The 23643-nt window shown below is 53.4% G+C and carries 22 protein-coding genes and 1 pseudogene; 9 read left to right on the forward strand and 14 right to left on the reverse strand.

Annotated elements, in window-relative coordinates:
• Window positions 1-66: 66 nt before the first annotated feature.
• Window positions 67-1320 (reverse strand): MFS transporter, encoded by a 1254-nt coding sequence (locus V1566_RS13495; protein WP_395303608.1) that lies wholly within the window; start codon window positions 1318-1320, stop codon window positions 67-69.
• A 121-nt stretch (window positions 1321-1441) separates the two neighbouring features.
• Between V1566_RS13495 and V1566_RS13500 the strand changes: the two genes are divergently transcribed.
• The 3 genes from V1566_RS13500 (at window position 1442) to bioD (ending at window position 4515) form a co-directional block, all read left to right on the forward strand.
• Window positions 1442-2374 (forward strand): LysR family transcriptional regulator, encoded by a 933-nt coding sequence (locus V1566_RS13500; RefSeq protein WP_395303609.1) that lies wholly within the window; start codon window positions 1442-1444, stop codon window positions 2372-2374.
• 94 nt (window positions 2375-2468) lie between these two features.
• Window positions 2469-3689, forward strand: a complete 1221-nt coding sequence (mlc, locus tag V1566_RS13505; RefSeq protein ID WP_395303610.1) for a sugar metabolism global transcriptional regulator Mlc — start codon at window positions 2469-2471, stop codon at window positions 3687-3689.
• Between the two features lie 130 nt (window positions 3690-3819).
• Window positions 3820-4515: a dethiobiotin synthase gene (gene bioD, locus V1566_RS13510; protein ID WP_111965730.1), complete on the forward strand. Its 696-nt coding sequence runs from the start codon at window positions 3820-3822 to the stop codon at window positions 4513-4515.
• On the opposite strand, the gene clcB is transcribed toward bioD, so the two are convergent.
• The 7 genes from clcB to V1566_RS13545 all read right to left on the reverse strand — a co-directional run bounded on the left by clcB (window position 4450) and on the right by V1566_RS13545 (window position 11088).
• Window positions 4450-5760 (reverse strand): voltage-gated ClC-type chloride channel ClcB, encoded by a 1311-nt coding sequence (gene clcB / locus V1566_RS13515; RefSeq protein ID WP_395303611.1) that lies wholly within the window; start codon window positions 5758-5760, stop codon window positions 4450-4452. The two genes, bioD and clcB, sit on opposite strands and share 66 nt — an antisense overlap.
• Before the next feature lie 102 nt (window positions 5761-5862).
• Window positions 5863-7011: an osmoprotectant ABC transporter ATP-binding protein OsmV gene (gene osmV / locus V1566_RS13520; RefSeq protein WP_395303612.1), complete on the reverse strand. Its 1149-nt coding sequence runs from the start codon at window positions 7009-7011 to the stop codon at window positions 5863-5865.
• The gene (gene osmW / locus V1566_RS13525; RefSeq protein WP_006808875.1) at window positions 7011-7658 is read right to left on the reverse strand and encodes an osmoprotectant ABC transporter permease OsmW; all 648 of its coding nucleotides are present in this window, start codon (window positions 7656-7658) and stop codon (window positions 7011-7013) included. Before osmW ends, osmV begins: the two co-directional genes overlap by 1 nt.
• 8 nt (window positions 7659-7666) lie before the next feature.
• Window positions 7667-8566 (reverse strand): osmoprotectant ABC transporter substrate-binding protein OsmX, encoded by a 900-nt coding sequence (gene osmX, locus V1566_RS13530; RefSeq protein WP_395303613.1) that lies wholly within the window; start codon window positions 8564-8566, stop codon window positions 7667-7669.
• An 18-nt stretch (window positions 8567-8584) separates the two neighbouring features.
• A complete protein-coding gene (gene osmY, locus V1566_RS13535) occupies window positions 8585-9295 on the reverse strand; it encodes an osmoprotectant ABC transporter permease OsmY (protein ID WP_395303614.1) in 711 nt (236 codons plus the stop codon).
• 276 nt (window positions 9296-9571) lie between these two features.
• Window positions 9572-10309: a YoaK family protein gene (locus V1566_RS13540; protein ID WP_395303615.1), complete on the reverse strand. Its 738-nt coding sequence runs from the start codon at window positions 10307-10309 to the stop codon at window positions 9572-9574.
• A gap of 155 nt (window positions 10310-10464) precedes the next feature.
• Entirely contained in the window at window positions 10465-11088 is a 624-nt protein-coding gene (locus V1566_RS13545) for a glutathione S-transferase family protein (RefSeq protein WP_395303616.1), read from the reverse strand.
• Between the two features lie 430 nt (window positions 11089-11518).
• On the opposite strand from V1566_RS13545, the gene V1566_RS13550 reads away from it, so the two are divergent.
• Entirely contained in the window at window positions 11519-11974 is a 456-nt protein-coding gene (locus tag V1566_RS13550) for a hypothetical protein (RefSeq protein WP_395303617.1), read from the forward strand.
• Window positions 11975-12018: 44 nt separating this feature from the next.
• Here the strand turns inward: V1566_RS13550 and V1566_RS13555 are convergent, their stop codons facing one another.
• Window positions 12019-12429 (reverse strand): YybH family protein, encoded by a 411-nt coding sequence (locus tag V1566_RS13555; RefSeq protein WP_395303618.1) that lies wholly within the window; start codon window positions 12427-12429, stop codon window positions 12019-12021.
• 910 nt (window positions 12430-13339) lie between these two features.
• Between V1566_RS13555 and V1566_RS13560 the strand changes: the two are divergent.
• The 3 genes and pseudogenes from V1566_RS13560 to V1566_RS13570 all read left to right on the forward strand — a co-directional run.
• Window positions 13340-13456: pseudogene (locus tag V1566_RS13560) on the forward strand (serine dehydratase); the annotation flags it as partial.
• Window positions 13457-13491: 35 nt separating this feature from the next.
• Window positions 13492-14628, forward strand: a complete 1137-nt coding sequence (locus tag V1566_RS13565; RefSeq protein ID WP_395303619.1) for an asparaginase — start codon at window positions 13492-13494, stop codon at window positions 14626-14628.
• Between the two features lie 957 nt (window positions 14629-15585).
• Complete coding sequence (locus V1566_RS13570; protein WP_395303620.1) at window positions 15586-17925, forward strand: putative bifunctional diguanylate cyclase/phosphodiesterase; 2340 nt, start codon at window positions 15586-15588, stop codon at window positions 17923-17925.
• Between the two features lie 549 nt (window positions 17926-18474).
• Here the strand turns inward: V1566_RS13570 and V1566_RS13575 are convergent.
• The gene (locus V1566_RS13575) at window positions 18475-19443 is read right to left on the reverse strand and encodes a GlxA family transcriptional regulator (RefSeq protein WP_395303621.1); all 969 of its coding nucleotides are present in this window, start codon (window positions 19441-19443) and stop codon (window positions 18475-18477) included.
• 132 nt (window positions 19444-19575) lie between these two features.
• Between V1566_RS13575 and V1566_RS13580 the strand changes: the two genes are divergently transcribed.
• The gene (locus V1566_RS13580; RefSeq protein WP_395303622.1) at window positions 19576-20223 is read left to right on the forward strand and encodes a cysteine hydrolase family protein; all 648 of its coding nucleotides are present in this window, start codon (window positions 19576-19578) and stop codon (window positions 20221-20223) included.
• 392 nt (window positions 20224-20615) lie between these two features.
• On the opposite strand, the gene V1566_RS13585 is transcribed toward V1566_RS13580, so the two are convergent.
• The 3 genes from V1566_RS13585 to V1566_RS13595 form a co-directional block, all read right to left on the reverse strand.
• Window positions 20616-20831, reverse strand: a complete 216-nt coding sequence (locus V1566_RS13585; protein WP_090417165.1) for a DUF6500 family protein — start codon at window positions 20829-20831, stop codon at window positions 20616-20618.
• Between the two features lie 93 nt (window positions 20832-20924).
• A complete protein-coding gene (locus tag V1566_RS13590; protein WP_395303623.1) occupies window positions 20925-21242 on the reverse strand; it encodes a YebG family protein in 318 nt (105 codons plus the stop codon).
• Window positions 21243-21318: 76 nt separating this feature from the next.
• A complete protein-coding gene (locus tag V1566_RS13595; RefSeq protein ID WP_395303624.1) occupies window positions 21319-22299 on the reverse strand; it encodes a nitrilase family protein in 981 nt (326 codons plus the stop codon).
• Between the two features lie 100 nt (window positions 22300-22399).
• Between V1566_RS13595 and V1566_RS13600 the strand changes: the two genes are divergently transcribed.
• Window positions 22400-23314: a LysR family transcriptional regulator gene (locus V1566_RS13600; RefSeq protein ID WP_395303625.1), complete on the forward strand. Its 915-nt coding sequence runs from the start codon at window positions 22400-22402 to the stop codon at window positions 23312-23314.
• On the opposite strand, the gene V1566_RS13605 is transcribed toward V1566_RS13600, so the two are convergent.
• Window positions 23238-23588: a helix-turn-helix domain-containing protein gene (locus tag V1566_RS13605; protein ID WP_029739383.1), complete on the reverse strand. Its 351-nt coding sequence runs from the start codon at window positions 23586-23588 to the stop codon at window positions 23238-23240. The genes V1566_RS13600 and V1566_RS13605 overlap by 77 nt on opposite strands.
• Window positions 23589-23643 lie beyond the last annotated feature (55 nt).

A 23643-nucleotide genomic window follows, 5' to 3' on the forward strand; every position in this document is an offset into this window, starting at 1 on the left:
CGTGTCTGAATCAGCCGATGACAGAAATTAGCATCGGCTTGATTTAAACATGAAGGCGCTGGAATGTTAATGCAGACGTTTATGCAAACTGGTGCCCACCAGCAGCGCCGCGCACAGCATCAGCGCGATAAACCCGCCCACGCCGTTCCAGCCGTAGTTATGCCAGAACACGCCGCCGAGCGTCCCCGCGATGCTGGAACCCAGGTAATAGCTAAACAGATACAGCGACGATGCCTGACCTTTGGCGCGACGCGCGCGCGGGCCAATCCAGCTGCTGGCGACCGAGTGGGCGGCGAAGAACCCCGCGGAGAAGAGCAGCATTCCGGCAAAAATCAGCCACAGGGAGGAGAAGAGCGTCAGCAGCAGGCCGACCAGCATCACCGCCGTGAAGAACAGCATCACCGGGCCGCGCCCATAGCGTGCGGTCATCGCCCCGGCCTTCGGTGAGCTCCACGTTCCGGTCAAATAAGCAACCGAGAGCAAACCGACGATAGCCTGGCTCAGATGCCACGGCGAGAGCATCAGGCGGTAGCCAATATAGTTAAACAGCGTGACGAAGGAGCCCATCAGCAGGAAGCCGACTAGAAACAGGCGCGGCAGCCCTTTGTCACGCCAGTGCAGGCGGAAGTTGATAAACAGCGTTTTTGGGCGCAAAGAGGTCGGGCGGAAATGGCGCGATTCCGGCAGAATTTTCCAGAACATCAGGGCTGATGCCAGCGCAAAACACCCGATTACCGCCAGCGCAATACGCCAGTTAAAGAAGTCCGTGAAGACCCCGCTCAGCAGGCGTCCGCTCATTCCGCCAATCGAGTTCCCGCTGATGTAAAGCCCCATAGAGAAGGCAACAAAACTCGGGTGGATCTCCTCGCTGAGATAGGTCATCCCGACCGCCGCCACGCCGCTGAGCGAGAGTCCAATCAGCGCGCGCATCACCAGAATACCGTGCCAGCTGGTCATCATGGTCGAGAGTAACGTACAGACCGACGCCAGCATCAGCGCGGTCACCATCACCTGTTTACGGCCAATGGCGTCGGACAGCGGCCCGGTAAAGAGCAGGCCAATCGCCAGCATGCCGGTAGAAATGGAGAGGGAAATGCTGCTGTTGGCAGGCGATACGCCAAACTCATGAGAGAGGACGGGCAGGATCGGCTGAACGCAATAGAGCAGGGCGAAGGTCGCCAGACCGGCGGAAAAGAGCGCCAGCGTGACGCGCATAAATTGGGGGGTACCACGTTTAATGAACTGGACCGGCTGCGGTGCTGCGGGTAAATCATTGATATCTCTTGCCGGATCGATATCAATAGTAGTTGTACGACTCACACAGTTTCCTTGCTTAAACATCCCCGTGATTTCTGGTGACGGGTATGACCACATGTTCAGGGTAGGAAAATGTAAATATTCTGTCTAATATATTAATAATCTCAAATGATACTTTAAAAATATGAATATCGAGCTGCGTCATCTTCGCTACTTTGTCGCCGTCGCCGAAGAGTTGCATTTTGGCCGCGCGGCGGCACGGCTGAATATCTCTCAGCCACCGCTAAGCCAGCAGATTCAGATCCTGGAACAGCAGGTCGGGGCACGCCTTCTGGCCCGCACCAACCGCAGCGTGAGCCTGACGGCGGCGGGTAAGCAGTTCCTGATCGACAGCCGACAAATCCTGAGCATGGTCGATGACGCCGCTGCTCGCGCAGAACGGCTCTATCTCGGGGAAGCCGGAGAGCTGCGAATCGGGTTTACCTCGTCCGCGCCGTTTATCAGCGCCGTCTCGGAGACCCTATCGTCATTCCGTCGTCACTTTCCGGATGTTCATATTCAGACGCGCGAAATCAACACCCGGGAGCAGATTGCGCCGCTGAATGAAGGTTCGCTGGATCTGGGGCTGATGCGTAACACCCAATTGCCGGACACGCTGGCGTGGGAGGTGATCCTGCGCGAGCCGCTGATGGCTATGATCCCACACGATCACCCGCTGGCGTCGCGTCCGGCGGTCTCGCTGGCAGATCTGGCAAAAGAGCCGTTTGTCTTTTTTGACCCCCAGGTCGGGACGGGTCTGTATGACGATATCCTGGGACTGATGCGTCGCTACGATCTTGCCCCGGTCATCACCCAGGAAGTCGGGGAAGCGATGACCATTATAGGCCTGGTCGCGGCCGGTCTGGGCGTGTCTATTCTTCCGGCCTCCTTTAAACGGGTACAATTGCGCGAAATGCGCTGGGTAACCATCGCCGAAGAGGATGCCATTTCAGAGATGTGGCTGGTCTGGTCAAAACATCACGAGCAGGGCCATGCCGCTCAGCGCTTCAAACAGCAGCTAATTAGCGCCTCTGCCGGGCGGCATTTCCAGGGAAAAGGGGGTAAAAATGTGCGGTAAATCACATGGCTAAGTAAATATTTGACGACGGACATGGAAGTGCTTCACCATAGCAAACAGTTTATTTCGAAGCTCGAAAATAAGGGAGTACGAGGTGGTTGCTGATAGTCAGCCAGGGCATATCGATCAGATTAAGCAGACCAACGCTGGCGCGGTGTATCGCCTGATTGATCAGCTTGGTCCGGTTTCGCGTATCGATCTTTCGCGCCTGGCACAACTGGCACCTGCCAGTATCACCAAGATTGTCCGCGAGATGCTGGAAGCGCACCTGGTTCAGGAGACGGAAATTCAGGAGCCGGGCAGCCGTGGCCGTCCGGCAGTCGGGCTGGTGGTTGAAACGGAAGCATGGCACTACCTGTCATTGCGCATCAGCCGGGGGGAGATCTTCCTTGCGCTGCGCGACCTGAGCAGCAAGCTGGTGGTGGAAGACCGCCTTGAACTGCCGCTCAACGCGGAGGAACCGCTCCTCGACGCGATTGTCTCGCACATCGATCACTTCTTTATCCGCCATCAGCAGCGGCTTGAACGCTTAACGGCGATTGCCATCACCATGCCGGGGATTATTGATACCGAAAACGGTATTGTTCACCGCATGCCGTTTTATGACGACGTCAAAGAGATGCCCCTGGGCGAGGTGCTGAAAAACCATACCGGCGTGCCGGTCTATATTCAGCATGATATCAGCGCCTGGACGATGGCGGAGGCGCTGTTTGGCGCGTCGCGCGGTGCGCGAGATGTGATTCAGGTGGTCATCGACCATAACGTCGGGGCGGGCGTGATCACCGACGGACGTCTTCTCCACGCCGGAAGCAGCAGCCTGGTGGAAATTGGCCACACCCAGGTCGACCCGTACGGCAAGCGCTGCTACTGCGGGAACCACGGCTGTCTGGAGACCATTGCCAGCGTGGAAAGCGTGCTCGAGCTGGCGCAGGTCCGGCTCAGTCAGTCCATGAGCTCCTCGCTACACGGACAACCCCTAACGGTGGATTCCCTCTGCGCCGCTGCGCGCGAGGGCGATCTGCTGGCGAAGGACATTATTACCGGGGTGGGGAATAATGTTGGCCGCATTCTGGCCATTATGGTGAACCTCTTCAACCCGCAAAAAATCCTCATTGGCTCACCGCTGAGCCAGGCGGCGGAGATCCTTTTCCCGGCGATCTCGGCCTGTATCCATCAGCAGTCGCTTCCCGCCTACAGCAAGAATATCGTGGTAGAAAGCACCCAGTTTTCCAACAAGGGTACGATGGCAGGCGCGGCGCTGGTCAAAGATGCCATGTATAACGGCTCGCTGTTGATCCGCCTGTTACAAGGTTAACTCTTTTCCGCAGATGTAAGAAAAATTGCGCTATCTCAAGCCGGGTAGCGCACGCATCCCGTAGACTTCCTCCACTGAATTATTTACCTGGTTTATATTTTCGAAGCATACCCAAGAGGTGGAGTGAGTCATGCTTAAGCGTTTCTTTGTTACTGGTACAGATACCTCTGTCGGCAAGACCGTCGTATCCCGCGCATTGCTGCAGGCGCTGGCAGCAAGCGGTAAACGCGTGGCAGGGTACAAACCGGTCGCAAAAGGCAGTAAAGAGACGCCAGAGGGATTGCGTAATAAAGACGCCCTGGTGCTGCAAAGCGTCTCGTCACTGGAACTGCCTTATCACGCGGTCAATCCCATTGCGTTAAGCGAAGAGGAGAGCAGCGTAGCGCACAGCGGCCTGATTAATTATCCCCTGTTGTCCGATGGCCTGGCGAACCTGAGCGAGAAGGTTGACCACGTGGTGGTTGAAGGGACGGGCGGCTGGCGCAGCCTGATGAATGACCTGCGCCCGCTGTCTGAATGGGTCGTGCAGGAGCAGCTTCCGGTGGTGATGGTGGTGGGGATCCAGGAAGGGTGCATCAACCACGCGCTGTTGACGGCGCAGGCGATCGCCAATGACGGCCTGCCGCTGATCGGCTGGGTGGCAAACCGCATCAACCCGGGCCTGGCGCACTACGCGGAGATCATCGATGTGCTGAGCACCAAGCTGCCCGGACCGCTGGTGGGCGAGCTGCCTTATCTGCCACGCGCCGAGCAGCGCGAGCTAGCGCAGTACATCGATCTCTCTGCCCTCGGTGGCGTGTTGACCGTAGATCGAGTCGTGGCGTAACGTCCCCGACAATACGGACGCCACCACACAGGCGACCAGCAAGCCGGGCAGTAAAAAATACTGCCCGGTCATTTCACAGACCATCAGCGCAGACATAATGGGCGCATGCGTGGTCGCGGCAAGTAGGGTTGCCATCCCTGCCAGCCCCAGCAGGATCGCCGTCTCAGAACCCGGTAGCCACAGCGCGAACAGCTGCGCAAACAGCATGCCTGTTGCCAGACCGACAAACAGCGTGGGCGTAAACACCCCGCCCGGCGCGCCCGATCCGCTGCTTGCCAGTACCGCCAGCAGCTTACAGATGAACACCCCGGCAATCACCGACAGCAGCGGCGGCGCGAGCAGAAAAGCCTGAACCACGCTGTAGCCATTCCCCCATACCTTCGGCGTCAGGAGAGACAGCAGCCCGACGATCGCACCGCCCAGCGCTAATTGCCACGGCGGCGAAAGCTTGAGGCGCAGGAAAAGGCCATGGCTAAACGCCATCAGCCACATCAGCAGCGGTCCGCAGAGACCCGCCACCAGCCCCATCGCAACCAGCAGGGCATAATCGGCCGCGGTGAGAATGCCGCTCAGATGGACCGCATAGAGCGTAGCGGCGCCCGGTGCCAGAAGCTGCGTGGTGAGAAGCGCCACCACTGCCGCGATAACCACGGGGCCGAGCGAGGCCAGCATCAGCGTACCAAACAGAATCTCAGCGATGAACAGGCTTCCGGCTAAGGGAGCATGGTAGGCGCTGGCCATCCCGGCGGCGGCGCCGCAGGCTATCCATAATTTCCATTCGGATTTGGGCGTAAAGCGCCGGGCGAAAAGGGAGGCGGCGAGGGCGGCAAGCAGGATCATCGCCCCTTCACGCCCGATTGCGCTTCCGCTGGCCACGACCAGCAGCGACGCAAGGGATTTCACAAGGCTGGCGCCGTAGTCAAACTGGCCGTCACCGGTCTCCAGCGCTTCCATATAATCGGTGGGGGCATGAGGCCGCTGGGCGGTCAGACGCTGCCATCCCCAGAGCAGCAGCCCAGCGGCCAGCCCACCCAGCGCTGGCGTCAGCGCGCGCCGCCAGGGCGAGAGCGACTCGGCGGCATTCACCAGGCTGCCGCTGTCGTTGCTGAGAAGCAGCCACTCCAGCAGGTACATGCTGTGGCGGAATACCGCCACGGCCAGCGCGGCCAGCACGCCGGTGACGGTGGCAATCAGCAGTCGGCGAAACATCGCGCGGATGTCGGGGTACGTATGAAGACGTTGCATGAGTCGCGATTAAACGGGGACAATACAATATTGTGGCGGGAAATCGCGGGGTTAGCAAAAGGTATGCGTGCGAAAAAGCCGGGCGATGCCCGGCCAGAAAGGTTAGCTGTCGCTATGAATATTCAGCGCCCGACGCGTACGCCCGGAGCTCAGGTACTCGGCAATATAGTCCTGCGAAATTTCGCCGTTGTAGCGACCGTCCTCATCCACGATTGGCATCCAACTGGTATTACTCTCATACAGACGTGAAAGCACCACGCGCAGGTTGTCTTCCGCCTTGCCGGTCATGCGGAACGGATGCAGGATGTCGGCGCAGGTACCGCTGGCGTTACGCGCTTCGCGACGCTTCACAAAGCCCAGCGGTTTGCCGTGCTCGTCGACCACCGTCACGGCACGAATGTCATTATCATCCATGATCGCAAAGGCTTCGGGAAGCGGAGTAGAGCCCCGCACCGTAATGGTCGGCTGCTGGTCGGTGACGTCGCCCGCCGATACCAGTAGCAGGCGCTTCAGCGTCCGGTCCTGGCCGACGAACGAGCCGACAAACTCATTCGCCGGTTTCGCCAGCAGCTCATCCGGGCTGGCGCACTGCACGATTTTGCCCTGACGGAATACCGCAATACGGTCGCCGAGCTTCAGGGCTTCGTCGATATCGTGGCTCACCAGCATGACGGTTTTTTTCAGCTTGCGCTGCATCTCCAGGAACTGGTTCTGGATCACCTCGCGGTTGATCGGGTCCACCGCGCCGAAGGGTTCATCCATCAGCAGCACCGGAGGATCCGCCGCCAGGGCGCGGATCACGCCGATACGCTGCTGCTGGCCGCCGGACATCTCGCGCGGGTAGCGGTTGAGGAACTTGTGCGGATCCATCGCCACCATATCCATCAGCTCTTCGGCGCGGGTTTTGCAGCGCGCTTTATCCCAGCCCAGCATGCGCGGCACGACGGTGATGTTCTCTTCGATGGTCATGTTCGGAAACAGGCCAATCTGCTGGATCACGTAGCCGATGTTGCGGCGCAAGGTGACGGTGTCCATCCCGCTGGTGTCTTCACCGTTGATCAGGATTGTCCCGCTGCTTGGGGTAATGAGGCGGTTAATCATCTTCAGGGTGGTGGTCTTCCCACAGCCGGACGGGCCGAGCAGGACGCACATTTCCCCTTCGGGCACGTTCAGGTTGACGTTATCGACGGCCTTAACGGTCTGGCCGTGCTTCTGTGAAAATTGTTTGGTGAGGTTTTCCAGTTTTATCATTATCGAATCCCCTTTGGAGTCAGAACCACCTGCAGACGGTGCAGCAGCCAGTCGAGCACAATCGCTAAAAGACAAATCATCAGCGCGCCCGCAATCAACATGCGAATATCGCTTCCGCCGATGCCGTTGAGCAGCAGCAGGCCCAGACCGCCCGCGCCGATCACGGCGGCAATCGCCATTACGCCGATATTCATCACCACGGCGGTGCGGATCCCGCCGAAAATCACCGGCAGCGCCATCGGGATCTCAACCCAGCGCAGGCGCTGCCAGAAGGTCATGCCGATGCCGCGCCCGGCTTCGCGCAGGCCTGGCGGCAGGCTGTCGAGCGCCGTATGGGTATTACGCACAATCGGCAGCAATGAGTAGAGAAAAACAGCGGTGATTGCAGGCAGGGCACCGATACCCTGACCGATCAGCGAAAACAGCGGGATCATCAGGCCAAACAGGGCGATGGACGGAATGGTCAGCACGATGGTGGCTATCCCCAGCACCGGCGTTGCCAGCCACTTGTGGCGGACAATCAGAATGCCCAGCGGTACGCCGATGATGATGGCTAAACCAACTGCCAGCGCCACCAGCCACAGGTGCTGCAGCGTCAGGGTTAAGAGGTAATCCCAGTTGTCCAGAATGTAGTGAATCGTCTCCATAGCGCCTCCTACAGCAGCTGTTTGCTACGCAGGAAATCGCGGGCGACCTGCTGCGGTGACTGATGGTCGATATCTACCTTTTTGTTCAGCTCGGTGATAACGTCGTTGTTGAGCTGGGCCGAGAGGGTGTTGAGCGCCTCTTCCAGACCGGGGTTGGCCTCCAGCGTGTCCCTCCGCACCACCGGCGTCACCGCGTAGCTCGGGAAGAAGCCTTTATCATCTTCCAGTACCTTGAGATCGAAGCCTTTCACGCGCCCGTCGGTCGTGTAGATCAGACCGGCGTCAACGAAGCCGTCGCGCACCGCGTTATAGACCAGGCCGGGGTCCATCTGACGAATTTGCGGGCGGTCCAGGTCCATCTGATAGGCCGCCTGAAGCGGCTTCATGCCGTCGCTGCGCCCGGCAAACTCCAGGTCTAAGCCCAGCAGCCAGTTTTTGTCCGGGTTGGTTTTACGGACCTGCTCAATCTTCGCCACCATCTCCGACATGGTATTGATATGCTCTGCCTCGGCGCGCTTGCGCTGCATGGCGAAAGCGTAGGTGTTGTTCATGTCTGCGGGTTTGAGCCAGACCAGACCGTGGTTCGCGTCCAGGCGTTTTACCGTCTCCCAGGATTCCTGCGGCGACATGCGCTTGTTGATGTGGTTAAAGATGATCAGCGACGTGCCGGTGTATTCCCAGGTCATGTCAATCTGCTTGTTGATCATCGCGTTGCGGGAGATCACCGTGGCAATGTTGGTTTGCGGCTGGACCTGAAAACCTTTCTTTTGCAGGTACTGCACGGTCATCGCCGAGAGTATGTGCTGCTCGGTAAAGCTCTTGGTCGCCAGAATCAGCGGGGCCGCCATCGCCTGGCTGGTGAACAGCGCCGCGGCACACAGCGCCGTCAGGCCGGAAAACAGTCTCATAAAAGCTCCTTGTTATTGTTATCGAGCGAGATGGGGACTCATCGCGCGACCCAGCGCCGCCAGCAGGGTATCGAGGATCAGGGCGAACAGGGCGGTGGCCGCTGCGCCGAGGATCAGGGTCGGGAAATCGTTCAGGTAAATACCGGGGAAAATCAGCTCGCCGTAGCTGCTGGCGCCAATCAGGAACGCCAGCGGTGCGGTACCGACATTAATGGCGGTGGCGATGCGGATCCCCGAGAGCATGACCGGCCAGGCGGCTGGCAGCTCAACCTGACGCAGGCGCTGCCATTTGGTCATCCCGATGCCGTTTGCCGCTTCCAGCAGCGACGGCGGGACCGAGCACAGCCCGGCGTAGGTGTTACGCACTATCGGCAGCAGCGAGGCGAGGAACAGGGCGATGATGGCGGGCGTATCGCCAATGCCAATCACAACCATCGCCAGCGCCAGAACGGCCAGCGGCGGCAGCGTGTTGCCGACGTTGAAGATTTGCATCACATATTCAGCGATACCCCGCGCGGCCGGGCGGCTCAGCAGAATACCGGCTGGGATGCCCACCAGCAGGGCAAAAAACATGGATGAGAAAACCAGAATCATGTGCTGTTGCCCGAGATAGACCAGGTCAACCTGGCGCGCCTTTATCGTCTCTATCCCGATACCCCAGACGAGGAGGGCGAGGACCACGATAATGGCGCCGACAAACAGCAGCGAACGTTTGAGTAATGGGTGCATTGCGGTGTGTCTCCCTGTGCGCATGCGTTATAGCAACCACCGGTTGCCTGTTGTTATGCCATGTTTCGGCAGGGGTATTTCACCTATAGCAAGCGTTTGGGAAGGGTTCCAGCGAAGGGGTAAAATCAGTAACCCTATGAAAACAGTGACAACCTGGTGTTAAGCCTTATGGCGTAAGGGCTGATTGATGGGCAGGCAGAATAGTCCTAAAGCGATTTTTTAGATGTGACAACGTCACCTCTAAAGAGCTCTTACGCCCAATACAGGTCATTATCTTCATAGAGAGGCGCGAACCCGTCGAACCCGCGTCGAGACGGTGATAATTGAAACAATAGCGACAACGGCGAGCATCAACCCGAGCGCCAGCATGGCGTTAAACCCGATCCATCTGAACAGCAGCAGCCCCGCGATACCGCCCGTAATAAACGAGAAAAGGGTGGTTAAGTGGGTTTTCAGCTGACTTTTTTGTGCCGCCGTATCTTTGGAGTAATCCCTTCGCAGCATCGCCACCAGTACGGAGGCCAGGGATATCCCCGCGTCCGTCAGCGTGCCGGTAATGTGCGTCGATCTCACCCGTCCGCCGGAAAGCTGCGTGGAAGTGGAATTATGAATGCCCATCAGGCCGCACAGAAAAAGAATAATCTCGCGGTTGCTGGTGAGGGCGTGAAAATACATCTCGTAGAAGGAGACGCCGGTCAGCAATATCCCCTCGACAAACAGGATCTGGCAAAAAATCAGCCTGACGTTATGGATAATGCCCCATATCACGATCGTGCGCGCAATAATGGCGCCTGCGACGAAGGAGAGAATAATCGAGCCGAAGAAAATAATATCGCTCAGGTCGGTAGAAGAAACTTCGCTGGATAACTGTGAGGTGTTGCCGGTCATGTGTGAGGGGAAAAAACCAAATGCCCCGAGGGCGATGGCATTCAGCAAACCTGCCGAGGTCGCCAGCCAGAGAGCAAGCCGGCGATCCTCCTTATGCGTTCGTTCTTTCTTGAGTCTAATCAGCAAGAATACCTCCAGGTTGAGCGTTGCCTGAATAGTCAGGCTAGCAAAGCGGTGCAACGGGCTGTCCAGGATATGGCTTAATTATTATTCCCTCTGACACGTTTCAGGGTTTAGTAATTAAATAAAATATCCTTGCTCAACATGGGGGCGTAAATACTCTATATCATGCCGTTATTGCCGTGACGCAAAAACGCCGGGCGCTGGTTAAGTCGTTCAAACCAGGCCTCAATTGCCGGCACGTCGGGCTTATCAAACGGCGTCATCTTCCAGCGATTCACCGACAGCCCAAGCACCACGTCCGCAAGGGTAAACGTCTCGCCTGCCGCAAAGGCGCCGGTGCGCTGCAGCTGGTTTTCCAGAATGGTGATGCAGTGGTTCCACTCTTTTATTCCCGCCGCAATGCGCTCAGGATCGTTAAAGTCCGGGTTTTTACGCCCCAGCGCCGGGAAGACATAGCGCCAGGCGTTATTGAATTCGGTTGCCTGCCAGTCCATCCAGCGCTCAATGTTGGCGCAGGCCTGCGGATCTGCGGGCAGCAGATCGTGACGTCCGGCCTTGCGCGTCAGATAACGGCAGATGGCGTTGGACTCCCACAGCACGAAATCGTCATCAATCAGCACCGGCACCATGGCGTTGGGGTTCAGGGCGCGGAAGGCATCCGTTTCCGTTGAGGCAAAACCGCTGCCGTAATCTTCCTGTTGATACGCGAGGCCGGCTTCTTCGCAGGTCCAGAGCACTTTACGCACGTTAATGGAGGTGGTTTTGCCGAGGATGGTGATCATTGTGCAGGTGTCCTTTAGAGGATTGAATTGTCTAAAAACAATACACCAGTTGCACGGGGAAGGTTGGAGCAAAATTTGGGGGGCAGTGCTTTGCCCGGTTCAACCGAACGTTTCTGGAAGGCGACTCGCAAACCGCAAATTAACCGCGTTAAATTCAGGTTTATGTCTTTTCTTCAACCGATCGGGGTCGTAAAGTGCCTGCATTGCGGCATATCCGCAATCGGGCGTAGGAACCCGTATCTACCATATAGTGACATTTCGTATGTCGCGGCAGCACCGATCCCGCTACAATTGCGGTGGCGCTGGCGGAGCAGCCGTAAGGCTGGCCGTTTTTCTATATGGGCGGTATTCCTACCTCTGTCAGCGCTACCCCCCGAGCGTAGGAACTCACTGGGTGGTTAAATGAATTGCATATAGAAGGATGCCTTGTATGGCTACTATTCCAACCCTGACTTACCTCCCGTCTGACGAAAACATCATTCTTCAACTGATCTCCCGGCCGCTTCCGGCTGATGCCGATCTGTTTGTCGTCGCCGACAACTGCGCCGCGCTGGTGAGCGTGCTGGTCGAAATCGAGGATGCGAAGACGTTTACTACGCTTTGCGAGCGTCTGCTGTACGCTCTGCGTAAGCTCAGAGAACTCTGCGATGTCGATCTGCCGCCTGACCTGATCGCGCAATTGATCATGGGTGAGAAACTGAACTCCTGCGTGCCGGACTGCTGGCAGGACACCCTGACTCAGGTGGACTATGTTCTGGCGCTGACGCAAGCGGTTATGGGTGGAACGCTGCCCGCTCACGTAGCGAAAGAGCTTACGGGCCTGCTGCACGATATGGTGTGGCTGCTGGCTGAGTTTGTGAAGGAACCGCGCGTCCCTACACACTAAGGGCGCTGGCGTGCTGGGGCGGTAGCGCCCCTTTGAAGCCGTGATTAACGTGATGCGTTTACCGAATCCAGAAGCGACGTACCGTAGGAGTTGTCGATGGTACAAAGCCAGCGACCGTCGCTTTCCTGCCGAAAAACATAGGTCGCGCGGCGGGACATTTCCGTTATCCCACCCTGACCATCAGGAAAACGCAGTACGGTTTCCATGATAACGAGGGCATTGCCACCACCTTCGATCACCTGCATCTCCCCTTGTTCGACGATCAGCTGGTTCTGAAAATAATCAGAGATGGCAATAAACGCGTTGCGGATGTTTTCTTTGCCTTTAACGGTCATGCCGGGCTTGACCACCAGAGCCGCGTCGTCGGCGTAGTACTCCATCAGGGCGTCATAGTTTTTGGTGGTGATGGCGTGGTCGCAGGATTCAATGATCTGGCGTAGCGGGTGTGGTGTCATGCGCGTTTCCTCGTTAAGGGGTAAACACGTATTAACGTAACAGACCGGTGTGTTTGTATAGCTACCAGGTTTTATGGCGGGGGGTTGGGAGAAAGTTAAGGGAGTAGGTAACGTCAGCACTGCTATGAGAGAAAAGCGGACGTAATTGCGTGTATCTACAGCATGCACTTTTTCGCCAGGAATTTCATTTTTTTTCATAAATAACGTATAAAATAAAGGGTGTTATTGTGGCAAAAAAAAGCGTATTAAAAATGAATCCCTATGAAGAAAGTTTCGCAATAAACGCTCTTTAATTAGCATTTAAATCGATGATCGCCATCATACTATGGTCAAGTCTGCATTCAGATTAATCAAGTTCATAAATGTCGATGTGACATAATTGACGCTACCCCAGAACAGGGCACTCAACATTATCTATTTCTCCCGCAACGAGGCCGTTGTCTTTTTAAATGTAAGTGAAGAAAACAGTGATTTATTAACAAATCCTATTAGAAATCATAGTTGACATATTAAACTTTAACATCGGTCTTTTTTGTTAACACATTGACTTGCGGATGTTTTAATGTTGTTAATATTGTGCGTGCATTGGTTCTGTTTGTTATGTGTTGATAACATTAATTATGTTAAAACCAACACCGGGATAACTTTTGACTCGTTAGCGGGTTCTGTATCAAATTTTGGATGGAATAAATCACATAGATTAAATAACCCCATTTATGTACCAGGGATTTTTCTTTGAGATATGTCGCAATATAAGCTTGTCTTCCAGAGTGAGAACTGGAAGTGAAAGGACAAGGTGTGTATAAATGAGGTGGTCTTTATATAACACTGCTTGCTTATAGTGATGCAGTTGCATCTGCTGAAAAAATTGATAGATGAGTGATTTTAACGCCAGCGCTCAGTCGGTAGTCTGGACTTTTCATCCGGCAATCGTGCTCAGGCTATCACTCTGTCTGCAAAATTACCTGGTATGTCGGCTACGATTGTCATGCCCCATGATGCTCCAGCCAAAGTATCGGCGACAAAAGTTAAGGTATCTGCCTTTTATCTAAGGAATAAGTCATGTTCAAGCCTATAAATCATCCTGTCGCGTTTGCGCTAACACTAGTATATACCTCGCTATTTACCCCAGGTTCTCAGGCTACAACGGCCTTGCCGTCATCAACTACATATAACCAAAAAGCTAGTGAAGCGCTGCCTAAATTGATGATTCTTGCTACCGGCGGTACCATTGCAGGACAAGGAACTGGTGAAGACTCCAGCTCTATCGGATACACATCCGGCGCCATCAGCCCAAGAGTATTGCTTGCAGCTGTTCCAGGATTGGATAAAAAAGCCCAGCTTAGTAGTGTCCAGGTAGCATCCATTGGTTCTCAGGACATGAATGATAAAATCTGGTTTGATCTTGTCCAGAGGATCGACGATCTGTTCAGTACAGGTGCCGCTGACGCTATTATTGTTACCCATGGCACAGATACTCTTGAAGAAACAGCTTTTTTCCTCAGTCTGGTAATACATCACCCCCAGCCTGTTATTATTACTGGAGCCATGCGACCGGCGACAGCAACTGGTGCAGATGGCCCTTCTAATATGCTTGAATCTGTGAATGCAGCTGTGGACAAACAATCGAAAGGGCGGGGAGTGATGATTGTGATGAATGACACCATCCAGTCACCGATTTGGTCCACGAAATCGGATACAACAGGAGTGGCTACTTTTCAGTCACCTTATGCCGGCCCGCTGGGTTATGTCGATGCGGCAGAAGTTCATTATATTACCCCGGTGCCGGCAGAACCTCGTCTGTCTCTACAATTACCTGCATCCCGTAAACTTCCGCGGGTTGAGATCATTTATGCCCACAGTAATATGGACGATGTCCAAATCAACAATGCGGTGCGTGATGGTGCAAAAGGAATTATTCTCGCCGGCGTGGGAGACGGAAATACATCCGCCTCAGCGTTAGCCGCGCTCAAAGCGGCTCGGGAGCATGGACTTGTCGTGGTCCGCGCATCGCGCTCCTATACAGGAGCAGTAAAACGTAACGTGGAGGTCGATGATAACAAAGCCGGTTTTGTTGTTTCTTCGGGGCTGAATCCGGCAAAAGCACGCATCCTTACTCAGCTTCTGCTTGCAAATGGAAAGACTTCACCAGAAAGCGTTCAGGCTGCATTCTGGTCAGTTACCGGCCATAAAAAATGACGTTAAAATACTCTTCGATAAGAGGCGTTTTTGATGCTTTTACAGATAATGTTGGATGAGCGACACCCGTTTATCTGGGGAAACGCCTGTGAAATATGTTGATCAGGCGATAAACCAGGCATGTTAAAAATTAAATGCGTACCTGCAGGCAATGGGAAGTGTTGATGTGATGCCGGGTGCCTCCCGGTGAACCATAACGTGTAGCCATGATCCGCGCATATGTCAGCTAACAAAACCTGGTTAGTTAATGCGCCCCACCGCTCAGGGGGATTCATCACAATCAGAATTTATACGCAGAGAATGTTTTTCGTCAACTCCGTTTTCAGAAGCCCAGCTCAGATGTTTAAAGAATGCTGATACTGGCCAGGAGCGGCCCGCTGAAACTGAGATATCTGGCCTACAGACCGGATATCTCAGCCGTAAATCCCCCAATCCCCAACTGATGGCATACCCCTTTCCATGGCAACATCCCCCTTGATTAAGGATTGCGTTGCATCGACCCGTTGAATTCACAGCGAATAGCGGACTAAGGTTAAAAGGATGAAGGGAATTTTCATTGTGAATAGCCCTGCCATTCCTTTACACGTGGTTATGGGGTCTGAGAAAAACCCTCACTACGTCCTTGGGCGTAGTGACACGACCTTCTGAAAACAGACAGCCTACAGTACGGCGAAATACACAATTTAGCATACCCTCCGCTTTCATTTCTCCATATCTGACATCACCGAAACTGATTTTTATCATTTCTGAAAGGTCAACGGACGTCATTGAAATGACGAGTTGAATATAACAGTCTTCACCACCTGAAATAGGGAGTAGAATAGCCAGCTCTTGCTTTGTTAGCTCTTTGATATAATCATATGTTATATCAGCCAGAAGTGGGGGGTACGTAGTAGTGTTTAATTCTAAAAAGATTGGGAATTCAATGTGCTGACATATTTTTACGTGGAGCAGTAGATGATCTTAAATGAATTGGTTCATAAAATTAAGCACTTAATATCTGTTCCGACCGAAAATTCAGAATTACTTTTAGCCCAGTACCACGCGTTTTCACGGCAGCTACCGATGATGTATTTCATTCTCGTGTCGAGTACATGGGCGTTAGTCAGTACGCACATCTCGTCAGCTCCGACATGGTTGACTATTGGCCTGCCAGTCCCTCTGACCATAGCCTGCGCACTACGGATTGTCTATTGGTGGAAAGGGCGAAAAGCAGTGCCGACACTGGAAACTGCCCGGTATGCCCTCAGCAGAACAAACCATCTTGCCAGTTTTTTTGCCATTGCTTTTACCATCTGGTCCTTCATGCTGTTCCCATATGGTGATGCATATAGCAGATCACACCTGGCCTTTTACATGGCAGTAACTGTAATTTCCTGTGTATTCAGTTTGATGCACCTACGGTCGGCTGCATTTATAGTAGCCATCATTGTAAATGGTGCCTTTGTCATATTTTTTTCACTGACCGGTCAGTCTGCTTTTATTGCAATGGCCGTTAACATGGCTCTCGTGTCGATTGGAATGTTGGCCATTATTAACGTCAACTATCGGGACTTCACTCGGATGATCAATGCTCGTACCGAGAATCATTTGAAAAACCTTGAGCAGTTACGGTTATTACGGATGATTGATGACATGCCGGTCGCAGTGATGACGGTTGAACCTGATACACTTAAAATCAATTATGCAAATTCAACATCGATACGATTGATTGCTCAGATCGAACATTTACTACCGATTAAGGCTGATGAACTTATCGGCACATCTATTGATGTATTCCACCGACATCCTGAATATCAGCGCCGTATCCTTGCTGATCCTTCGAATCTGCCACACAACGCCCGTATCAATTTAGGTTCTGAGGTCCTCGATCTCAAGGTCTCGGCTGTCCGGAGCGACAAAGGCGACTATCTTGGCCCAATGCTGACATGGGCACTTGTCACGAAAGAGGTGGAGGCAGAACGGCGCATCCTGCAGCTGGCTCACTATGATATTCTGACGGGACTTGCAAATCGCATTACATTTCATGAGCAACTGAAAGCGGCACTTGTTTCAGCTGATAAACAAACCTGTCTGATGTATATCGATCTGGATGGTTTCAAATTTATCAACGATACGAAGGGCCATCATACCGGTGACATACTCCTGGAGAAGGTTGCTGGTCGGCTGAGGGATGTGTGCTCTGCCCCTGGTATTACGATTAGCCGATTAGGTGGGGATGAATTTGCAATCATACTCCCCCATGCTGAGATTGCAGATGCGGAAGCTTTCGCTACCCTGATTATCCAGAAATTGAGTGCCCCCTATTTTCTTGATGAAGATCGTAATGTGTCTATTAGCGCATCGATAGGGATTGTATCTTCACCCAGTCATGGGAGTACCGGGGAAATTCTACTGGCCAGGGCTGACATGGCTCTTTATGCAGCGAAGGCTGTGGGTAAGGGTACTTTCAGGGTGTTTTCGCCCGATATAGAACGCCGTATTTATGAACGCGTATTACTGGAAAGTCAGTTACGCAAAACCCTTGAAAGTGAAGACGGACTTTTTGTTTTTTATCAGCCCATAACGGATATCGTGACTGGTAAAGTGACTTCCCGGGAAGCGCTTATACGCTGGTATTACGAGGATCGAGGCTGGGTTTCGCCCAGTGAATTCATACCCGTGGCAGAACAAAGTGATCTGATTGACATACTTGGTATTTTTGTTCTTCGCCAGGCCTGCACAGAAGCTGGAGAATGGAAAGATGGCGCGCGTGTAGCCGTCAATGTTTCAGCAGCGCAACTTGGTAAGGGCACTATCTCTTCTGCTGTAATGGCCGCGCTGGCTGAATCCGGTCTTCCTCCGGATCGACTTGAGATAGAGGTTACAGAAACCGCATTATTGAATGAGGAAGCCGGTATCATCGCAGACCTGCAATGCTTGCGCGATCTTGGGGTTCGTGTTGCGTTGGATGATTTCGGGACCGGTTACTCATCACTGGCACACCTGCGTATGTTCACGTTTGACAAAATCAAAATTGACGGCAGTTTTGTTAAAGATGCCGTCGTTCGGCCAGACTGTGCCGCTGTCGTTAGAGCTGTAGCTGATCTTGGCAAGCGTCTTGGCGTGACGACAGTCGCTGAAGGTGTTGAAACTCAGGAGCAGTTTGATCGTATTCTTGAGGAAGGATGTGCAGAGATACAGGGTTATTTTTACGCTCCTCCCGCTCCGTGCGAAAGAGACGTTATTACTGTGGAAAGATTAAACAAACTCAGAGCAGGTTCCCCTGCAGCGAATACGGAACATGGCAGCATCTGACTTCCATCCTGAGCGCAAACCCTTTCTTCTGAAGGCCAGACTATCATTGATGTATATCTAATCCCTTAACTGCCTCTGTATCAAAGGCGATTTTTCAGGGGCGTTTGGGGTTGCAGTCATTGTGAAGAGTGCGAGGGAAAAAAGACGTCTCCCCAGGGGAGCAGACGTAAAGAATAAAATGCTAAACAACAACGCCATCACAGCGATAGATAATGTGTCGAAAACGGTTCAAATCAACGCAACCGTTTGCGTCAGTGATTTTCTCATAACCGATCACCTTTAACAGCTACCAGAACGGGTAAAAATGACTGCTTGCATTTCCGTTATCCGGCTGCCGCAGGCAGACCGGCTCAGTCAGTCTTCGCCGCACAGCATGTTGAAGCTCGTCATTTTGCTTAAGCTCCTACTCGATAAGGCCCGTTGTGAGTGAGGTGCGGGCCTCTCGCTCTTCGTATTCATTCCACTCTTCACGAATGGTTTTCCTGAGTTTGGAGCCCAGTAATCCGTAGGGTACGGTATTTTTACGAAGCCGATTCCTGTTTTCCCCAGTTAGTCGTCATCATGGACAAACATACTGCGGTAAATCCTGGGTGATATGCTGTACATCCGATTGAAATGCTGACGTAGAGATACTGCACTACCAAAACCTGCCCGTTGTGCAATGATTTCTACCGGCTGACGTGTAGTTTCAAGCATACGTTGAGCATAAACCAGGCGTTGCCCCAGCAGCCACTGTCCGACAGTCGTTCCTGTCAGTTCTCGAAATCGGCGAGTGAAATTTCGGCGGCTCATGGATACCCGTTCGGCCAGCGAGTCGAGAGTGTGCTGCTCAGCCAGATTAGACGTTAACCAATTCAAAAGCTCAGATAGACGATCCCCTCCAGGGGAGTCATGCAGAGGTTGTTCAATATATTGACTTTGCCCACCTTGCCGGTGTGGGGCTACCACCAGTCGCCGTGCCAGTCGGTTTGCTACTTCAGCACCGTGCCATCGTCTAATCAAATGTAAGCAGCAGTCCAGACCTGCTGCAGTTCCGGCCGACGTTATGAGTTGGCCATTTCCTGAATCAACATACAGCGCGTCTGGCAATAGCCTGACACGCGGGTAACGTTTAGAGAACTCAGTCCTGGCAATCCAGTGAGTAGTTGCCTCGCGATTATCCAGAAGTCCCGCTTCGGCCAATACAAACGCCCCCAGGCAGAGGCCGACGACTGTAGCGCCGCGCTCGTATGCAGCACTAACTGCGTTCACCATCGTTTTTGGTGGTCGTTCATGGGCATCACGCCATGACGGCACTATAAGTACATCAGCGTGGGCCGCATCATCCAATGTCAGGCTGGTTTGTACTGCAAATCCTGCAGTCGTACGAATACTCCCGTCTCGGGCAGGTGTATCTGCACATATTCGCAGATTGTGTTCAGGTAATCCCGTGCGGTTTTCAAAAACGAGACAGGGTACTGAGAGATGGAAGGGGCTGATTTTGTCAAATGCCAGGACAACGATTTCCTTAAGCTGCATGGGTTCTCCTCGAATGGCCCAATTATTTCTAAAGATGTCTCACAGGCCAATATCAAAAAGAATATATCTCAACGAAGATAGTGTCCATGGGTTCCCGTACTGCCCGTACATTCAATATTAAGGAGTTTTTTCATGAGCAACGGTACCAGACCACAGCGTGCACTGATCGTTATAGACGTACAGAATGAATACTTTACTGGCAACCTGCCTGTTGAGTATCCAGACCCTCGGCAGAGCATTATCAATATTGGAATTGCAATGGATGCAGCGTATGCGGCAGGTATTCCGATCATTGTTGTGCAACAAACGATGCCGGCAGGCGCACCAACGTTTGCTATCGGGAGTGATTCGTGGGAACTGCATTCTGTAGTGGCCTCCAGGCCACGTGATCATTACGTTCGCAAAACACTGCCGAGTGCGTATCCAGAAACTGGCCTTGCTCAATGGTTGCAAGTGCACGATATCGACACACTTACGGTAGTTGGTTACATGACCCATAATTGCAATGCGTCTACTATCAATCATGCATTGCATAACGGGACTGCGGTCGAGTTTCTGCATGATGCGTCGGGCACAGTTCCATATACTAACCAAGCTGGATCCGCGAGTGCGGAGGAAATACATCGTGTATTCAGCGTAGTTCTGCAATCACGTTTTGCTGCGGTATTGTCTACAGAAGAATGGCTCTTCTGTGTAAATACAGGCGCATCTCCAGTACGCGACAATATTTTTAAATCAAGTCAGCGTGCACGTGGTTTGCTGTTAAATGCTGATTTGTAGATGATCACTGCTCTTCCCATATTTGACGTCACCCTCGTTGAACAGGATATGCCTGCGTCAGGTGCAACCGGTAGCGCGTTTGGCTGGCTAACCGGTGTAGTGAAGATGATGCGACCGACGTGCTTATCCGGCGCGCTGCACTTGCGGACTGGCACAGGCTCACGGGCGCAGAGTCGGCTGCTCTGATCCAGTACTCAACAGGAGAGCGTCCTGTTATTCAGGATGGGTATCCGGTACTTGGTTTTGCTGATGAGAGCAGGACGGTATACGTCGCCTCTATGCACCCAGCCGTTACGTGCGCAGCGACGATTGGCAGACTGGCCTCAGAGGAGTTCTGCGACGGCCAGAGCGATGAAATCCCGCAATGTTGCCGGCCATCCTGCTTTATCGTGTTAAAGGGCTGAGACGAGGTTTCTGATCTTTTCAGCCTTTTCAAAATGGTCCAGCTTCATCTCCATAATCCACCAGTGCGCCACTTCCATAAGCAGTTCAGGATCGTCATTTTTATTAGCAAAAAAAGCATAAAACGAAAGCCCAACATCGCTTCCCTTAGAGGCGATTTTTGAATCACAGATCCGGATGATTTTTTCCTTCATTGCTTGCCGCACGTCATCTCCTTTACTCTTTTCATGTTCGGGCTAAAAAAGCCGCAAGCAGATGGCTGCTTACGGCTCCAGGGTCGGTGAGGATTTTTATGACAATCAGGCCGCTTTCACAGCCCTGATTTTTTTCGTGTCAGCCGCGTCGGATTCTGTTTTATCCGTTGCAACTGGGGCGTTGAGATCGGGAAGCTTGCTGGTACGCAGAATATGCTGCACGGTTTCTTTCTGCTCGGCGAGATACAGGCCAAGATTTTCAGCCTGCGTTTCATCCATCTGCATTCCGCTTTGCAACAGCCAGTCGGTGAACGCGTCTGCCATATCGAGCAGCTTGTCGTGAGCGTCAGCCTCTTTCTTACTGGCAAATGTCATTTTCTCTTCACCTTTTCTTACGACAACAAATTTTGTTTCAACAGCCATTATGCGCACCTCATACTGTAATTACATACAGTATAGCGGTTCCGGTTTTATGTTGCAGCTAAAAATTGCTCACATTTTAGCGGACAGGCGGCTCATTCGAAAATCGCGCGCTGATCGCATCACGTTCATAGCCCTGCGGCTGCGTCAGTATCTGGTATAAATCAGGACGACGACCGTGCATCCAGCGGCGTCCGGTGCTCATAGCAAGCAGGCGTAAATCGAGTTCAGCGCTCACCATCGCATCTTCAGCCGCCCAGGTTTCGTTCACGATCCTGCCATAGGGGTCGAGGATCATGGCATTGCCTGTACGCACTTCGTCGTCATCGGCACCGACACCGTTGCTGAAAAGAAGAAATAACCCGTTGTCATGCGCGCGGGCAGGCAGCCAGCGCATGAGCCATTCCCGACCGCCTGGCCCTTTGAATGCCGCGGTAATTTCTTCCTTGCGCGTTTCCCGCTCCTCCCAGAGTGCCAGCGGAATAGGCTTCATCCCGTGAGGGCTGCGGGAATCGGTACCGCCTGTCTGGTGCGGCGCGAGAAGAATATCGGCACCCAGCAGCGCCGTCGCGCGCACATTTTCGACCAGATTATTGTCCCAGCAAATCAGGATACCGACCTTCACGCCCCATGGCGTATCAAAAACGGTAAAGCTGTCCCCGCTGCTGATGGCCGGATGTTCAAAAGCATGGAGTTTACGATGCGTATGCATTGAGCCGTCCGGCATACAGGCAACATACGCATTGTAGAGGCGACCATCTTCGGCGCGTTCAATAAGACCGGCGCCAATCAGCATTTGATGTTTTATCGCCAGGGAGCGTATTAACGTCAGGGAAGGGCTGTCAGCAACCGGCTCTGCCAGCGCAGACACCTCCGCTGCGGTGAGCTTTGGGACATGCCAGTAGCCGGTGATGCACATTTCAGGGAAAGTGAGAATGTTCACCTGCTCAAGCGCCGCCTGTTCAATAAATTTCTCCATTATCAGAAGATTGTATTTTTTGTTACTGGCCTGATGCTGAAACTGTACGGTTGCCGCCTTTAAGGATGTCAGTTCGTTCATGATGCGTCTCCGGTTGTCATCGAGACTGAATTACATAACGATTGCCGATAACTGTATAATCAAATCATTTCCGAATTCGATAACCATCTGGAATGCAAAAATGAACACCCGGTTGCTAAAGGCCTTTTTGATACTGGCTGAAAAAGGAAATTATGCCGATGCGGCGCGGGCGCTGTTTATCTCACAGCCGGCATTGACCAAACAGATTAATCTCCTCGAATCCCTGGTGAATATGTCTCTTTTTTCACGAGGTCGTCATGGCGCAATACTGACGGCGAGCGGCAGGCGTTTGCTGCCAGAGGCTGAGAAAGTGGTCAGGCAGACCCGGCAATTTATGCAGCATGCTGAGCGGGTATCAAAAGGCGTGGAGGGGCATATCGCCGTCGGGTTCGGACTTTCAAGCTTTTATCTGGCGCCACGCTGTATCGCTGACTTTCGTCGAGACTATCCGGAAGTAGAGATGTCATTGACGGATCTGCCTTCCTTCCAGCAGTACGAGCGATTGCAAAATGATGAGCTACAGGTCGGTTTTGTCAGGGTTCCTCCCCCCGTGGCGCTTGAATACCTGCCGTTATTTACCGACCGGCTGGTTCTGGTTGCGCCCGCCGCGTCGCCGACACTGTCTGTCGCAGAGTGGCTCACGAAACGCCCTCTGTTACGGCTGTATGATGAGCGAGGGCGGGGTTTAAACGCGCAGATTGACCGCTTCCTGCATGACAACGGCCTTTTCATCTCATCGACTCAGCTGACTGACGATATCCAAACTATCGTCGCGATGGTGGTTGCGGGTATCGGTGTGGCCATTCTGCCCACCAGCGTGACGCATATCGCGCCGCCGGAGCTGGCAATTATTCCGCTAGCGGGGGAGTCAATCAGCTGGAAGGTGGGCATCGCCTGGGACGCAGGCAGGGAGGATGTCATCCGTGACAATTTCATTGCTAGCGTAGCTGCTGCGTTTCCGGGCCAGCCATGCTCCGCCGCCATGCCCCAGGCGCCTGACCATACTGACGCTTAAAGCTGCGGTTGAAGGACTGCTGGGAGTCAAAGCCCAGCGCGATCGCCACGTTCAGAATCGGTTCATCGCTGCGGGTTAAGCGCTCAACCGATTTTTGCAGCTTCTGCGCGCGAATATACCCGGCGAGGGGATAGCCCGTATGCTCTTTGAACAGGCGCTGGAGATGCCATTTTGAGTAGCCGGATCGTCTGGCGACGGACTCAATGTCCAGACGGCTATCCAGGTTGTTGTCGATCCAGTCGAGTAAATCATGCATAAATGCGCCAGTGTTCATCTGGTTACCCCCACGCTGCCTGTCTAAAAGTATCTTTGTCTGTTGCATTAAAAGG

The organism is Enterobacter sp. ECC-019 (assembly GCF_043974075.1).
GTDB classification, from domain to species: Bacteria; Pseudomonadota; Gammaproteobacteria; order Enterobacterales; family Enterobacteriaceae; genus Enterobacter; species Enterobacter asburiae_D.

Coding starts and splice junctions, on each gene's coding strand:
- osmV (WP_395303612.1), bottom strand. CDS start 7,011: ATGATAAAACTGGAAAACCTCACCAAACAATTTTCACAGAAGCACGGC.
- V1566_RS13545 (WP_395303616.1), bottom strand. CDS start 11,088: ATGATCACCATCCTCGGCAAAACCACCTCCATTAACGTGCGTAAAGTG.
- V1566_RS13575 (WP_395303621.1), bottom strand. CDS start 19,443: ATGCAGCTTAAGGAAATCGTTGTCCTGGCATTTGACAAAATCAGCCCC.
- osmW (WP_006808875.1), bottom strand. CDS start 7,658: ATGGAGACGATTCACTACATTCTGGACAACTGGGATTACCTCTTAACC.
- V1566_RS13595 (WP_395303624.1), bottom strand. CDS start 22,299: ATGAACGAACTGACATCCTTAAAGGCGGCAACCGTACAGTTTCAGCAT.
- bioD (WP_111965730.1), top strand. CDS start 3,820: ATGCTTAAGCGTTTCTTTGTTACTGGTACAGATACCTCTGTCGGCAAG.
- V1566_RS13565 (WP_395303619.1), top strand. CDS start 13,492: ATGTTCAAGCCTATAAATCATCCTGTCGCGTTTGCGCTAACACTAGTA.
- V1566_RS13600 (WP_395303625.1), top strand. CDS start 22,400: ATGAACACCCGGTTGCTAAAGGCCTTTTTGATACTGGCTGAAAAAGGA.
- V1566_RS13555 (WP_395303618.1), bottom strand. CDS start 12,429: ATGACACCACACCCGCTACGCCAGATCATTGAATCCTGCGACCACGCC.
- V1566_RS13590 (WP_395303623.1), bottom strand. CDS start 21,242: ATGGCTGTTGAAACAAAATTTGTTGTCGTAAGAAAAGGTGAAGAGAAA.
- V1566_RS13580 (WP_395303622.1), top strand. CDS start 19,576: ATGAGCAACGGTACCAGACCACAGCGTGCACTGATCGTTATAGACGTA.
- osmY (WP_395303614.1), bottom strand. CDS start 9,295: ATGCACCCATTACTCAAACGTTCGCTGCTGTTTGTCGGCGCCATTATC.
- V1566_RS13500 (WP_395303609.1), top strand. CDS start 1,442: ATGAATATCGAGCTGCGTCATCTTCGCTACTTTGTCGCCGTCGCCGAA.
- V1566_RS13605 (WP_029739383.1), bottom strand. CDS start 23,588: ATGAACACTGGCGCATTTATGCATGATTTACTCGACTGGATCGACAAC.
- V1566_RS13550 (WP_395303617.1), top strand. CDS start 11,519: ATGGCTACTATTCCAACCCTGACTTACCTCCCGTCTGACGAAAACATC.
- V1566_RS13570 (WP_395303620.1), top strand. CDS start 15,586: ATGATCTTAAATGAATTGGTTCATAAAATTAAGCACTTAATATCTGTT.
- clcB (WP_395303611.1), bottom strand. CDS start 5,760: ATGCAACGTCTTCATACGTACCCCGACATCCGCGCGATGTTTCGCCGA.
- osmX (WP_395303613.1), bottom strand. CDS start 8,566: ATGAGACTGTTTTCCGGCCTGACGGCGCTGTGTGCCGCGGCGCTGTTC.